Annotated in this window: 15 protein-coding genes; 8 read left to right on the forward strand and 7 right to left on the reverse strand. The window is 63.1% G+C overall.

Annotated elements, in window-relative coordinates:
- Nucleotides 1-3: 3 nt before the first annotated feature.
- From X268_RS32780 to X268_RS32795, 4 genes are read left to right on the forward strand one after another with little or no spacing between them, the layout of a single operon-like run.
- Complete coding sequence (locus X268_RS32780) at nucleotides 4-489, forward strand: GNAT family N-acetyltransferase (protein WP_128928781.1); 486 nt, start codon at nucleotides 4-6, stop codon at nucleotides 487-489.
- Complete coding sequence (locus tag X268_RS32785) at nucleotides 486-1118, forward strand: DUF2585 domain-containing protein (protein WP_128928782.1); 633 nt, start codon at nucleotides 486-488, stop codon at nucleotides 1116-1118. The genes X268_RS32780 and X268_RS32785 overlap by 4 nt, the downstream gene beginning before the upstream one ends.
- A gap of 49 nt (nucleotides 1119-1167) precedes the next feature.
- Nucleotides 1168-2472 carry an ATP-dependent protease ATPase subunit HslU gene (hslU, locus tag X268_RS32790; protein ID WP_128928783.1) on the forward strand — a complete coding sequence of 435 codons (1305 nt, stop codon included), beginning with the start codon at nucleotides 1168-1170 and terminating at the stop codon, nucleotides 2470-2472.
- A 28-nt stretch (nucleotides 2473-2500) separates the two neighbouring features.
- Nucleotides 2501-3625, forward strand: coding sequence for a hypothetical protein (locus tag X268_RS32795; protein ID WP_128928784.1), 1125 nt, complete (start codon nucleotides 2501-2503; stop codon nucleotides 3623-3625).
- Nucleotides 3626-3670: 45 nt separating this feature from the next.
- On the opposite strand, the gene X268_RS32800 is transcribed toward X268_RS32795, so the two are convergent.
- From X268_RS32800 to X268_RS32810, 3 genes are read right to left on the reverse strand one after another with little or no spacing between them, the layout of a single operon-like run.
- Nucleotides 3671-4261 carry a Smr/MutS family protein gene (locus X268_RS32800; protein WP_128928785.1) on the reverse strand — a complete coding sequence of 197 codons (591 nt, stop codon included), beginning with the start codon at nucleotides 4259-4261 and terminating at the stop codon, nucleotides 3671-3673.
- Nucleotides 4258-5799 (reverse strand): murein transglycosylase A, encoded by a 1542-nt coding sequence (gene mltA / locus X268_RS32805; protein WP_164938053.1) that lies wholly within the window; start codon nucleotides 5797-5799, stop codon nucleotides 4258-4260. Before mltA ends, X268_RS32800 begins: the two co-directional genes overlap by 4 nt.
- Nucleotides 5777-6484, reverse strand: coding sequence for a Tim44/TimA family putative adaptor protein (locus tag X268_RS32810; RefSeq protein ID WP_128928786.1), 708 nt, complete (start codon nucleotides 6482-6484; stop codon nucleotides 5777-5779). The genes mltA and X268_RS32810 overlap by 23 nt, the downstream gene beginning before the upstream one ends.
- A 412-nt stretch (nucleotides 6485-6896) precedes the next feature.
- Between X268_RS32810 and secB the strand changes: the two genes are divergently transcribed.
- Entirely contained in the window at nucleotides 6897-7385 is a 489-nt protein-coding gene (gene secB / locus X268_RS32815) for a protein-export chaperone SecB (RefSeq protein WP_128928787.1), read from the forward strand.
- Between the two features lie 10 nt (nucleotides 7386-7395).
- Here secB and dnaQ read toward each other — a convergent pair whose 3' ends face one another.
- Genes dnaQ through X268_RS32835 form a run of 4 tightly spaced genes read right to left on the reverse strand, consistent with a single transcriptional unit; the run spans nucleotide 7396 to nucleotide 10249 of the window.
- Nucleotides 7396-8136, reverse strand: coding sequence for a DNA polymerase III subunit epsilon (dnaQ, locus tag X268_RS32820; RefSeq protein WP_283818302.1), 741 nt, complete (start codon nucleotides 8134-8136; stop codon nucleotides 7396-7398).
- A gap of 29 nt (nucleotides 8137-8165) precedes the next feature.
- Nucleotides 8166-8765, reverse strand: a complete 600-nt coding sequence (gene coaE, locus X268_RS32825) for a dephospho-CoA kinase (protein ID WP_128929460.1) — start codon at nucleotides 8763-8765, stop codon at nucleotides 8166-8168.
- A 21-nt stretch (nucleotides 8766-8786) separates the two neighbouring features.
- Nucleotides 8787-9395, reverse strand: coding sequence for a Maf family nucleotide pyrophosphatase (locus X268_RS32830; protein ID WP_128928789.1), 609 nt, complete (start codon nucleotides 9393-9395; stop codon nucleotides 8787-8789).
- An 8-nt stretch (nucleotides 9396-9403) separates the two neighbouring features.
- Nucleotides 9404-10249: a pyruvate, water dikinase regulatory protein gene (locus tag X268_RS32835; RefSeq protein WP_128928790.1), complete on the reverse strand. Its 846-nt coding sequence runs from the start codon at nucleotides 10247-10249 to the stop codon at nucleotides 9404-9406.
- A gap of 66 nt (nucleotides 10250-10315) precedes the next feature.
- On the opposite strand from X268_RS32835, the gene X268_RS32840 reads away from it, so the two are divergent.
- From X268_RS32840 to rho, 3 genes are all read left to right on the forward strand, one after another.
- Nucleotides 10316-10531, forward strand: coding sequence for a hypothetical protein (locus X268_RS32840; protein WP_128928791.1), 216 nt, complete (start codon nucleotides 10316-10318; stop codon nucleotides 10529-10531).
- 177 nt (nucleotides 10532-10708) lie between these two features.
- Nucleotides 10709-11143 (forward strand): protoporphyrinogen oxidase HemJ, encoded by a 435-nt coding sequence (gene hemJ, locus X268_RS32845; protein WP_128928792.1) that lies wholly within the window; start codon nucleotides 10709-10711, stop codon nucleotides 11141-11143.
- Nucleotides 11144-11391: 248 nt separating this feature from the next.
- Nucleotides 11392-12657: a transcription termination factor Rho gene (gene rho, locus X268_RS32850; protein ID WP_028133442.1), complete on the forward strand. Its 1266-nt coding sequence runs from the start codon at nucleotides 11392-11394 to the stop codon at nucleotides 12655-12657.
- Nucleotides 12658-12823: the final 166 nt, after the last annotated feature.

Here is a 12823-nt window from a genome sequence, read left to right on the forward strand (position 1 = left end):
GCGATGCCGACCGCCCATGCCTTCCGCCCGATGACCAGGGCCGACCTGCCGCTGATCCGGCGATGGCTGGGCGAGGCGCATGTGAGGCAATGGTGGGGTGATCCGGACGAGCAGTTTGCGCTCGTCAGCGGCGATCTCGACGAGCCGGCCATGGACCAATTCATCGTGTTGGCCGGCCGGCAGCCCCTCGGCTATCTTCAGTGCTACCGCCTGACCGCCTGGAATACGGGCTTCGGGCCGCAACCGGAGGGTACGCGTGGGATCGACCAGTTCATCGGTGAAAGCGACATGATCGAACGCGGTCACGGTTCGGCGTTCATCCGCCAGTTCGTCGATGAGCAGTTTCGCAGCGGCCTGCCTCGCATGGTCACCGATCCCGATCCGCTCAACGCACGCGCCTTGCGCGCCTATGAGAAAGCCGGCTTCATCCGCGACCGCATCGTTGAGACGCCGGACGGGCCGGCGCTGCTGATGGTGCGTGAACCATGACGCTGGTCCACGCGCGCGAGAGCAAGGTCGCGTTTCCGCCGCTCGCCTGGGTCGGCATCGCGCTGCTGCTGTTGGCGCTGCAGGCCGCGATCCTGTTCGCGATGGGCCGCGTGCCGATCTGCACCTGCGGCTATGTCAAGCTGTGGCACGGCGTGGTGAACAGCTCGGAGAATTCCCAACACATCGCCGACTGGTACAGCTTCTCGCACATCCTGCACGGCTTCCTGTTCTACGGCCTGACCTGGCTGCTGTTCGTGCCCCTGCCGTTCCTGCCTCTCCCTCTTCCAAGTTTATCTTGGCCGGCAAGATTGATCGTCGCGATGCTGATCGAAGGCGCCTGGGAGATCGTCGAGAACTCGCCGTTCATCATCGAGCGCTACCGCGCCGGCACGATCTCGCTGGATTATTTCGGCGACAGCATCGTCAATTCGGTTTCCGACAATCTGGCCATGGTGCTCGGGTTCCTCGTCGCGCGCGTGCTGCCGGTGTCGGCGACGATCCTGATCGGCCTCGCCTTCGAGATCATGCTGGCGCTCCACATTCGCGACAATCTGACGCTCAATATCCTGATGCTGATCCATCCGATCGAAGCCGTTAAACAATGGCAATCCGGCCCGCCCATCATCTGACCACAAAAGCGACTTGTCCTTGGCCGCCTCCCGCCCTAGCTAGACAGACATGACAGACTTCTCTCCCCGCGAAATCGTTTCCGAACTCGACCGCTTCATCGTCGGTCAAGCCGACGCCAAGCGCGCCGTCTCGATCGCGCTGCGCAACCGCTGGCGCCGCCAGCAGCTCGAAGGCTCCTTGCGCGAAGAGGTGCTGCCGAAGAACATTCTGATGATCGGCCCCACCGGCGTCGGTAAGACCGAGATCGCGCGGCGGCTCGCCAAGCTCGCGAATGCGCCGTTCCTGAAGGTGGAGGCAACGAAATTCACCGAGGTCGGCTATGTCGGCCGCGACGTCGAGCAGATCGTACGCGATCTCGTCGAGGTCGCGATCGCCCAGGTGCGAGAGAGGAAGCGCAAGGACGTGCAGGCCCGCGCCCAGCTCGCCGCCGAGGAGCGCGTGCTCGATGCTCTCGTCGGCGCCAATGCCTCTTCGACGACGCGGGAATCCTTCCGCAAGAAGCTGCGCGCCGGCGAGCTCAACGACAAGGAAATCGAGATCGAGACGCAATCGTCCGGCGGCGGCCTGCCGATGTTCGAGATCCCGGGCATGCCGGGCGCACAGATGGGCGCGATCTCGATCGGCGACATCTTCGGCAAGCTCGGCGGCCGCAGCAAGACGCGACGGCTCACGGTCGAGGGCTCGCACGAGATCCTCGTCAACGAGGAATCCGACAAGCTGCTGGACACCGATCAGCTGACGCTCGAGGCGATCAGCGCGGTCGAGAACAACGGCATCGTGTTCCTCGACGAGATCGACAAGATCTGCGCGCGCGAAGGCCGCGCCGCCGGCGATGTCTCGCGCGAGGGCGTGCAGCGCGATCTGCTGCCGCTGATCGAGGGCACCACGGTTTCGACCAAGCACGGCGCGGTGAAGACCGACCACATCCTGTTCATCGCCTCCGGCGCCTTCCACGTCGCCAAGCCGTCGGACCTGCTGCCGGAATTGCAGGGCCGCCTGCCGATCCGCGTCGAATTGCAGGCGCTGACCCGCGACGACATGCGCCGCATCCTGACCGAGCCCGAGGCCTCGCTGATCAAGCAATATGTCGCCCTGATGCGGACCGAGGGCGTGACGCTCGACATCACCGATAGCGCCATCGACGCGCTCGCCGACGTCGCGGTCGCCGTCAATTCCACCGTCGAGAACATCGGCGCGCGGCGGCTGCAGACCGTGATGGAGCGGGTGCTGGACGAGATCTCCTTCACCGCCCCCGACCGCAGCGGCGAGACCGTCAAGGTCGACGCGGATTTCGTGCAGAAGCACGTCGGCGACCTCGCCAAGAACGCCGATCTGAGCCGGTTCATTTTGTAATTTCGGGCGGTCACGCTATTGATGCGGCGTGACCGTGCGCATCCTGCAAAATCCCTGGCGTCTCCTGCTCGCGATCAACGCGGCGGTCATCGTTGGCGTGTTCGTTCACAAGATTCAGCTGCCGCCTTACGTCCCCTATATCCATCTCCTGGTCGACTACCATTTCGGCTTCATCAAGCGCGCGCTGATCGGGGCAATTGTCGCGCTGTTCACTGACAAGGTGTCGGTCTGGCTGGTGTTCGCACTCGGCGGCGCGACGTGGCTGGTGACGCTGGGTCTCTATGCGAGGCTGTTTCAGAAAACGTTCGGCTTCTCCGCCAAGACGCTGCCGCTGTTCGTGTTCATGGCGGGCTCGCCGTTCTTCCTGAAGAACTTCATGCACACGCTCGGCCATTTCGACATCTATGGCTGCTCGCTGGCGATCATCCTGCTGCTGATGCCGGCCGGCTCGTTGCTGTTCGTGGCAACGGCCGCGCTGTTTGCGATCGTGCTGGTGCTGATCCACCACATTCATCTGCTGATGTACGTGCCGACGATCATCACCATCGTCGTGGTCAGGCACTATCTGGCCCATGGCTGCAATCGCACGAACATCGCCTTCGGCGTCATCGCGCTCGCGCTCGTCGCCGCACTGTTCTTCGCCGCGCAGTTCCTGGGAACGATGCCGATCCCGCAAGCGGATTTCATCGCCTATCTGCAGACGCGAATGGCCGATCCGTCCCGTACCGACCTCTTGCAGTTCGCCTATATCTGGTCCCAGCCGCTGGCGAAGGAGGTCGCGGACACCTGGGGCCGCCTGCCGCACAACATCCTCGGCGTGCCGGTTTTCGCGCTGCTGATCTGGCTGCACACGCCACTGTGGCGCTATCTTGCGAAGCTGATCGGCGCACTCGCATGCGAGGCGCACCGCCGCCTCGTGATCGCGGCGCTGATCGGCGTCAGCCTCGGCTATGTCGTGATGTTCGCGATGGTGTTCGACTATTCGCGCTGGATCTCGAACTGGGCGGTCTGCATGTTCCTGATCCTGCATGCGGTGAAGATGCTGCCGGCCGCTCGGGAGACGGCGCTGATCCCGGCGGAGGATCGGAGCACCAATATCTTTGGCGTGATCCTGACGCTGATCCCGCGCGTCGGAATCATCCGGCCGTTTTAGGCGGTCCGCTCGCTCCCCCGCGCGCGGATTATTAGGGAGAGACCGCTAACCTCTCGCCCGCCTGATCCGCACATACAGCGCGCCTTCGCCGCCATGGCCGATGGCGGCTTCCTCAAAGCCGACGACGAAGGCGCGGAATTCCGGCAGGCTCAGCCATTCCGGCACCTGGCGCCGCAGCACCCCGCTTTCGCCGCCGCTGCGGCCCTTGCCGGTGATGACGAGCACGAAGGTCAGGCCATCGTGATGGGCGCGGTGCAGGAATCCGGTCAAGGCGCGATGCGCGCGCATCTGGGTCATGCCGTGCAGATCGAGCCGCGCCTCGATCTCGCTGCGGCCGCGCGACAGCTTTGTGCGCTCGCGCTTGCCGAGCGGCGCGAGGGGCGGGATCTGGGGTTTCGCAGCCCCCCGCGCCGGCGCAGCGGTCATCGGCCTTGCCGGCGGTGAAGGCCGGGTCACGGGAGCCACGCGTGAAGGCCCGGCAGGCGGCGCCGGATGCGCCTTGGCCACGCGATGCTTCCGCAGCGGCTTCACCTGTTTGGCGACAGTATCCCATAGCTCGCGTTCCTCCTCGCTCAGCGCGCGGCGGCGCGGCGAGGGGCGAGGCTCCAGCACGGGCGGACGGGACGATCGCTTCATTGCTGCCGATGGGGCCGTTTCTTCACCGGCCGCTGCGGTTCAGGAGCGGGCTCGATCACGGGCCGCGGCGCCGGCAGCGGGACCGGACCGGCGATCGCAACCGTGTCGGTCTTGGTTTCCGCAGCACCGGCGGCAGCAGCCGGCTTCGCCGCCCCCTTTCCCGGATCGGTCTGCGGAAACAGTTTTGCGATCTTCTCCGACGGGCGCGGATCAGGCACCGGTAGCCGCGCCGCCCGCATCGAGGGGTCGAGACCCTTCGGCACCAGCATCACGAAGCGCATGGGATGGCGCAGCCGGCCGGAGACGCGGCCAGCCTCCTGGCCTGCACCGAAAAACAGATCGGCGCGCGCGGGTCCGATGATGGCCGAGCCGGTGTCCTGCGCGATCATCAGCCGATGGAACGGCGTTTTCGAACGCTCCGACTCGATCGGCAGCTCGCCCTCGATGAAGAACGGCGTGCCGTAGACATGCAGCGTCTTGTCGACCGCGATCGAGCGGCCCGCCGTCAGCGGAATGCCCTGCGCGCCCACCGCCTCGTCCTTGTCGGAGAGGTTGACCTCGCGGAAGAAGATGTAGGCGCGGTTCTGGCGGCGCAGCTCCTTGGCACCATCGGGGTTCTGCGTCATCCATTCCCGGATCTTCTGCATCGACATCTCTTCCTTCGGAATGATGCCGCGCTCGATCAGGATGCGCCCGACGGCGGTGTAGGGATAGCCGTTATAGGCGTCGTAATTCAGCCGAACCGAGCTGCCGTCCTCGAATTTGATCCGCGCCGAGCCCTGGATCTGTGCGAACAAGAGATCGGTCGAATCCTTCAGCCAGGCGATCTCCAGCCCGCGGCCGGCGATCTTGCCGTCCTCGATCTCGCCGCGGTCATAATAGGGCACCAGCTTGCGGCGGCCGATCTTGCGATAGACCGGCCCCTTGTTAGGCAAGCTCACCGAATCCTGCTTGTAGCCACGCACGAACAGATTCGAGGGACGGCGATAGACCGGAACATTGTAGATTTCGGTCTGCGTGCGCGATCCCTCCAGCACCGGCTCGTAATATCCGGTGACGAAGCCATCGGGCTCGCCGAGCCGCGAGATGCGCAGCGGCGAAAAATTCTCCTCGAAGAAGGTTTTTGCTTTGGCGTCGTCGCTCAACTCGAGCGTCTTGGCGGCCTTGCAAGGCTCACTCAGCGAGCCTGCCAGCGCCTTCGGTTCAGTCACACCGGTTTGGCCATTGATCGGCTTGCAGCTGGCGCGGAACGTCTTGTACGCCGCGAGATGATCGTCGTCGCTCCAGCCCTTCACGTCGGCCCAGACCAGCGGCAGATATTGCGCGCCGGGAATTTCGAGCGGCAGGGGGAGCTGCGGATAGGGCAAGGCCCGCGGCGGGGCGGCGGGCAATTGCGACGGATGATGATGGTGATGGCTGCGATAGTGGCGCCGCGATGCCTCGGCGCCGAGCGAAAACGACGACAGCACGACGGCGCCTGCGCAGAGCGCCGTCGCGCCGTTCTTGAGAAAGAGCTTAATTCGCGCTTCCGGTGCCAACCAGCTTCCAGTTCGGATCGCGAGAGGTGACGTCGCGGGCGAAAGTCCAGATGTCGGTGATGTCGGCGACCGTGTCGGCACTCCCGTCGACGATGTTGCCGGCCTTGTCGCGGGTGGCCGAGATCATCTGCGAGACGAAACGCACGGTAAGCTGGGCGGTGCGGTCGCGCAGCTCGGCGCCGACGAGCTCGGCCTTGTCGATCGAGACGAAGCGGGTCTCGGTCTTCTGCTCGTTCCTCTCGCGCTCCTTGATCGCGGCGTCGAAGCTGTCATAGACGTCCGACGACAACAGGTCGCGCAGCGCGCGGCGGTCGCCATTGGCAAAGGCCAGCACGATCATCTCGTAGGCGCCGCGGGCGCCCGAGATGAAATGACGCGGGTCGAAGGTCGAATCCTTGTCGACAATGGTATCCAGGCCCTGCGCCAGTGCCGTGCCCGGCTCGGCCAGGCCCTTCCAGCGATCGGAAGGCGAGGCCGGCTCGGCCGTCGGCGCCTGGGGCGCCTGGTCGATGACCTTGCCCGGCATGGTCACGACGTTGTTGTCCTGGCCACTTCCCAGCGCATTGCGAGCGGCGGTGCGATCGAACGGTGGCCGCTCGTTGCCGGTCCGCTGCCCGAGCACGCTGCGCAGCCGCAGAAAGATGAAGACCGCCAGCGCCAGGAAGATGATGGTGTAGATATCCACGTCGTATTCGCTTTCTGGTCTTTGCTCTGGGTCTTGGCTTCGGGTCGTCGCCGGGAAAATCAATCCGGCCAGTAGACCGTTCCCTACGGAAACGGCAAGTCTACATCGCCCTTTTTAGGTCCACGTCAGGTCCGTGGGATGTAGGCACGAAATCTTGCCCGGCCAATGGCGCCTTTTGGCACAGTGTCAAGTGTAGCGCGTTTTATCCTTAAGGGGAAACCCGATCCTGCGCGGAAATCGCGCATCTTCAATCGTTTAAGGCGCTATTTAGCGGAAATGGCAGGATGAACGTCACAGTCGTTGGCGTAGGCCGAATTCCCGATCCGGGGCCGTTCGTCCTTGTGGAACGAGGCGACCCTATGTTAGCCAACCGCCGCGAAATTCAGCCCAAATCGGGTAAGGAGACATCCCCATGACCAACGGTAACGGCACCCCTCCCGAGGCGGCCCAGGCTCCCCAGCTCAACGTGCTGGCGCAATATACCAAGGACCTCTCGTTCGAAAATCCCAACGCGCCGAGCTCGCTCCAGCAGCAGAGCCAGCCGCCACAGATCAACATCCAGATCAATGTCAGCGCCAACAACCTCAGCGAACAGGAGTTCGAGGTGACGTTGTCGGTCGAAGGCAAGGCCGAGGCCGCTGGCAAAGTGATGTTCTCGTTCGAGCTCGCCTATGCCGGTGTGTTCCGCATCGCCAACGTGCCGAAGGAAAATCTGCATCCGCTGGTGATGATCGAGTGCCCGCGCCTCTTGTTCCCGTTCGCCCGCGAGATCATCGCGACCGCGGTGCGCGACGGCGGGTTCCCGCCGCTGATGCTGGATCCGGTCGACTTCGTCGGTCTCTATCGCCAGAACATGGAGCGGCAAATGGCGGCTCAGTCCGGTCAGACCGGCCAGGCCTGACTTAGCGGCCTTAACCAGCCGGAGGGGCGACTGGAGCGGCGAGATACTCGTTCCAGATCGCCTTTTCGCCCATCGTTGCGATGAAGGCCCGATGGGCCTCCCGCTCGGCATCCGAAACCCGCGGCGCGAGCGGCACCAGGCGCTGCCGCCGCGGCGCATCGCCGGCGGAACTGACCCTGATCTCTTCGTTCTCCGAAGCCAGCAGCAGCTGCGACTGCCGTGCGCCCACCAGATCGACATAGACTTCCGCGAGCAATTCTGCGTCGAGCAGCGCGCCGTGCTTGGTGCGGTGCGAATTGTCGATCGAATAACGCGAGCAGAGATCATCGAGCCGGTTCGACACGCCGGGATGCTTGCGGCGCGCGAGCAGCAACGTGTCGACCAGCCGCTCGCGCGGGATCGCGGCGCGCTTGATGCGGTCGAGCTCGGCATTGATGAAGCTGATGTCGAACGAGGCGTTGTGGATCACCAGCGGCGCATCGCCGATGAACTCCAGAAACGCGTCGGCGACCTCATGGAACAGCGGCTTGGTCGACAGGAACTCGGCCGACAGCCCGTGCACGGCGAACGCTTCCGCCGGCATGTCCCGTTCGGGGTTGATATAGACGTGGTACGTCTGCCCGGTCGGCATGCGGTTGAGAATCTCGACGCAGCCGATTTCGACCAGGCGATCACCGCGGAGCGGATCGAGGCCTGTGGTTTCGGTGTCGAGAACGATTTCGCGCATGTCTTGAAACTGGCGTCTTGAGATCAGCGTCGTGAGAGCTGTGAGGCGGCGAATCAGGCTCGCCGCTGCGGCATCTTAACGACCTCGGCCAGGATGTGCTTGATTTGGGCGCGCACCGGCTCAAGTCCGTGTGACGTATCCACTACGAAATCGGCCCGCTTGCGCTTCTCGGCGTCGGGCGTCTGCTTGGCGATGATGGCATCGAGCTTGGCTTCGTCCATCGTCCCGCGCGCCAGCACCCGCTCGCGCTGGAGTTCCGGCGAGGTCGAGACCACGACCACGGCGTCGACCCGCGTCTCGCCACCGGTCTCGAACAGCAGCGGAATGTCCAGCACCACGACCGGCGCCTTGGCGGCCTCGGCCGCGGCGAAGAATTTTTGCCGGGACGCGCCGAGCATGGGATGAACGATCTGCTCGAGCTGCTTGATGGCGGCGGGATCGTGCACGACGCGCGCAGACAGCTTTGGCCGGTCCACCTTGCCGTCCACGGTGGTGCCGGGAAAGGCCGCTTCGATCGCCGGCGCAGCTTCCCCCTCGTAGAGCTGATGCACGGCGGCATCCGCGTCGTAGACGGGCACGCCGGCCTCCGCGAACAGTTTCGCGGTGGTGGATTTTCCCATCCCGATCGAGCCGGTCAGTCCCAGGATCCGCATCAGCGCGCAGCCATTTCTCATCTACACCGCAACTAGCCGTTCACGGCGCAGGAACGCAAGCAGCGGCAGCAGCGGCAGGCCGAGAACAGTGAAATGATCGCCCTCGATCCGCTCGAACAGATGGATGCCCAACCCCTCGAGCTGATAGGCGCCGACGCTGGTCGTGACGGCGTCGCCGACAACATCCAGATAGGCTGAAAGCTCGCCCTCGGTCATCTCTCGCATGGTCATGCGGGCGATCGAGACGTCGTCGAAAATGATCTTGCCGTCATGCGCAACCGCCACTGCCGAATTCAGCTCGTGGCTGTTGCCGGCGAGGTCGCGCAATTGCGCCAAGGCCTGCGGACGGCCTGCGGGCTTGTTGAAGAGCCGGTCGCCAAGCGCCAGGGTCTGATCGGCGCCGATCACGTAGCTTGCGGGATGATTGACCGAGACCGCCTTGGCCTTTTCGCGCGCCAGCAGCGAAGCGATCTCGCGCGGGTTGGAAAGTTTCGAGGTGGCTTGAATACCGCGTTCGTCGATATCGGCTGTGATCGCCTTGAACTCCAGCCCGGCATTGGCCAGCAGCATCTTTCGCGCGCTGCTCTGCGAGGCCAGAATCAACGGAGATTTGCCGAGCCACAGACCCATCGTGAAAACTATTCGGAAGGCCGGTTGCGCTGACGATCGCTGTACAGCTTCATGATCGCCGCCGCGGTCTCCTCGATGGAGCGACGCGTGACGTCCAGCAGCGGCCAATCATGCTTGGCACTCAGCTTGCGCGCGAACGCGACCTCCTCGGTGACGGACTGCTTGTCGGTATAGCTGTCGCTGCCGCTACCGGATTCGGCTCCCATGGAGAGCAGGCGATTCTGCCGGATCTGGATCAGGCGTTCCGGCGTCGCGTGCAGGCTGACGACCAGTGGCCGCGTCAGCGTCTCCAATTGCGAGGGCACCGCGATGCCGGGAACCAGCGGGACGTTGGCGGTACGGATGCCGCGATTGGCGAGATAGATCGACGTCGGCGTCTTCGAGGTGCGGGACACGCCGACCAGCACGACATCGGCCTCGTCGAGACCTTCGACATGCTGGCCGTCGTCATGGATCATCGTGTAGTTCAGCGCGTCGATGCGCTTGAAATATTCCGCGTTGAGGACGTGCTGAGCGCCGACGCGGCCCGTGGTCGCAGCCCCGAGATAGGCTTCGAACAGCTGCATCACCGGGCCGATGATCGACAGGCTCGGAACATTGATCTCCTTGCACTTGTCCTCGAGCCTGGAGACCAGATCCTTCTCCAGCAGCGTGAACAGCACGATCCCCGGCGCCTCCTCGATCTCGTCGAGCACGCGATCGAGCTGCTTCTGGCTGCGCACCAGCGGATAGACATGCTCGACCGGCGTCACATTGGCGTACTGGGCTGCGACCGCGCGCGCCACGGTGATCAGCGTCTCGCCGGTGGAGTCGGAGACCAGGTGCAGATGGAAATAATTGTTCGAGGTCGGCACAAAAACTCTTTGAATTGAGCTGGGGTGGTTTGTGGATTTCTGTGGAGCTTAACCCCTCGGAAAGGGATGTGCGACACCAGGGGCGGGACAAGTGCCAATTTTCTTCACACCGCTGCCCGTCAGAACAAGTTCGTCGCCCCAGCGGGCCGGGAACTGGATTACGCGGACAACCCCTTTGATAAGCTGCCGATAGAAAGGCGCAAGCCTTTGAAGCTGGCCGACTTATCGCAAAGCGCCAGAGCGATCAGGGATATGTTGATCGGTGTGAACAAGCGCGCGTGAACGCGCGGATGGAATTGCGTGAGTCCAATCCACGGTCACATAGACTCAAACCTTAAGAATCTAAGATTCTAGATTTGAGGAAGGCACTCCGGACGGATATGTGTGCAGGGTAGGACCTTAACGGGTTCTTACTATCCCCAGCGTTCCCTGCGCTGGATAGAAATCCGGACCGCAAATATGTTCGAAGACGTCTATCTGTGGATCAAGGCGCTGCATGTCGTCGCCGTCATCTCCTGGATGGCGGGCATGCTCTATCTGCCGCGGCTGTTCGTCTATCATTCCGAGGCCGAGATCGGTTCGAAGCAGTCGGAAACGTTCAAGGTGATGGAGCGCCGGCTCCTCAAGGCCATCATCAACCCTGCCATGATCGTCACCTGGCTGGCCGGGCTCTATCTCGCATGGTCCGGCCATTGGTTCTCATTCGGCTGGCTGCACGTAAAACTGGCATTGGTCCTGGCGATGTCGGCGGTCCACGGCTTTTTTTCCCGCTGGCTGAAAGATTTCGCCGCCGACCGCCGCCCACGGAGCCAGAAATTCTATCGGATTATCAATGAGGTGCCGACCGTCCTGATGATTGTCATCGTCATCATGGTGATCGTGAAGCCGTTCTAGGCAAGGCGCCCGGCAAATCGCTCAGCGCTTCTTCTTGCGGAGCGGAGAGCGATTTTCTATATTGTCGACATCCCACCCAACGCAGGCGGATGTGGTTGTGTCTGAGCTTTCCAGAGGCCGGACACCGCATCAGGTTTGAAGCCTCACCGGCACTTAACCTTGCCAGACCTGCGGACCTTATCTTCTCACGTCCGCATTTCAGAGCCTCCTCGCACCCCCTCCAAGCGTTACCCCACAGGACCACCCCAATGCGGGAAATCAAACTTCAGGACCTCAAGTCGAAAACGCCGGCCGAGCTCGTCTCGTTCGCGGAAGAGCACGGGGTCGAGAACGCCAGCACGATGCGCAAGCAGGAGCTGCTGTTCGCCATCCTCAAGCAGCTTGCGCTCGCCGAGACCGACATCGTCGGTGAGGGCGTCGTCGAGGTTCTCTCCGACGGCTTCGGCTTTCTCCGCTCGCCCGATGCGAATTACCTGCCGGGCCCCGACGACATCTACGTTTCGCCATCGCAAATTCGCCGTTTCGGCCTGCGCACCGGCGACACCATCGAAGGCCATATCCGCAGCCCGAAAGAGGGCGAGCGCTATTTCGCGCTGCTGAAGGTCAACACGCTCAATTTCGAGGACCCGGAAAAGGCCAAGCACAAGGTTAATTTCGACAACCTCACGCCGCTGTTTCCGAATCAGCGTTTCCGCATGGAAATCGACGATCCGACGCGAAAGGACCTGTCCGCGCGCGTGATCGACATCGTCGCGCCGATCGGCAAGGGCCAGCGCGCATTGATCGTGGCGCCGCCGCGTACGGGCAAGACCGTGCTGATGCAGAACATCGCGCACTCGATCACGCATAACCATCCCGAGTGCTATCTGATCGTGCTCTTGATCGACGAGCGCCCGGAAGAAGTTACGGACATGCAACGCTCGGTGAAGGGCGAGGTGGTGTCCTCGACCTTCGACGAACCTGCGGTGCGTCACGTCCAGGTCGCCGAGATGGTAATCGAGAAGGCCAAGCGGCTTGTCGAGCATGGTCGCGACGTCGTCATCCTCTTGGATTCGATCACGCGCCTCGGCCGCGCCTACAACACCGTGGTGCCGTCATCCGGCAAGGTGCTGACCGGCGGCGTCGACGCCAATGCGCTGCAGCGCCCGAAGCGCTTCTTCGGTGCCGCCCGCAATATCGAGGAGGGCGGCTCGCTGACCATCATCGCCACGGCGCTGGTCGATACCGGCAGCCGCATGGACGAAGTCATCTTCGAAGAGTTCAAGGGTACCGGTAACTCGGAACTGATCCTGGACCGCAAGGTCTCGGACAAGCGCACCTTCCCGGCGATCGACATCTCGCGCTCCGGCACCCGCAAGGAGGAGCTCATCACCGATCCGCAGGTGCTCAAGAAGATGTACGTTCTGCGCCGCATCCTCAACCCGATGGGCACCATGGACGCGATCGACTTCCTGCTCGACAAGCTGCGCTCGACCAAGAGCAATTCGGAGTTCTTTGACTCCATGAACACCTGAGTGCGTTGCAGCAAAGAACCAGAGGGGCGCCTTCTGGCGCCCTTTTGTTGCGACTTTGCTGCGCGGAGGGTGCAACATGATTGGTGATTTGCCACGGAGCCCTGGCTTCCGTGTAATCAGTTGATATCTTGATATAATACTTGATATTTGCTGCAGCTGCCTGCTC

It is taken from the genome of Bradyrhizobium guangxiense (assembly GCF_004114915.1).
In the GTDB taxonomy this organism is placed as follows: domain Bacteria; phylum Pseudomonadota; class Alphaproteobacteria; order Rhizobiales; family Xanthobacteraceae; genus Bradyrhizobium; species Bradyrhizobium guangxiense.

Excerpts from the sequence above, each read along its gene's own strand:
- X268_RS32780 (WP_128928781.1), top strand. The coding sequence starts at position 4 with ATGCCGACCGCCCATGCCTTCCGCCCGATGACCAGGGCCGACCTGCCG.
- X268_RS32785 (WP_128928782.1), top strand. The coding sequence starts at position 486 with ATGACGCTGGTCCACGCGCGCGAGAGCAAGGTCGCGTTTCCGCCGCTC.
- hslU (WP_128928783.1), top strand. The coding sequence starts at position 1,168 with ATGACAGACTTCTCTCCCCGCGAAATCGTTTCCGAACTCGACCGCTTC.
- X268_RS32800 (WP_128928785.1), bottom strand. The coding sequence starts at position 4,261 with ATGAAGCGATCGTCCCGTCCGCCCGTGCTGGAGCCTCGCCCCTCGCCG.
- secB (WP_128928787.1), top strand. The coding sequence starts at position 6,897 with ATGACCAACGGTAACGGCACCCCTCCCGAGGCGGCCCAGGCTCCCCAG.
- coaE (WP_128929460.1), bottom strand. The coding sequence starts at position 8,765 with ATGCGGATCCTGGGACTGACCGGCTCGATCGGGATGGGAAAATCCACC.
- X268_RS32830 (WP_128928789.1), bottom strand. The coding sequence starts at position 9,395 with ATGGGTCTGTGGCTCGGCAAATCTCCGTTGATTCTGGCCTCGCAGAGC.
- X268_RS32840 (WP_128928791.1), top strand. The coding sequence starts at position 10,316 with ATGTGCGACACCAGGGGCGGGACAAGTGCCAATTTTCTTCACACCGCT.
- hemJ (WP_128928792.1), top strand. The coding sequence starts at position 10,709 with ATGTTCGAAGACGTCTATCTGTGGATCAAGGCGCTGCATGTCGTCGCC.
- rho (WP_028133442.1), top strand. The coding sequence starts at position 11,392 with ATGCGGGAAATCAAACTTCAGGACCTCAAGTCGAAAACGCCGGCCGAG.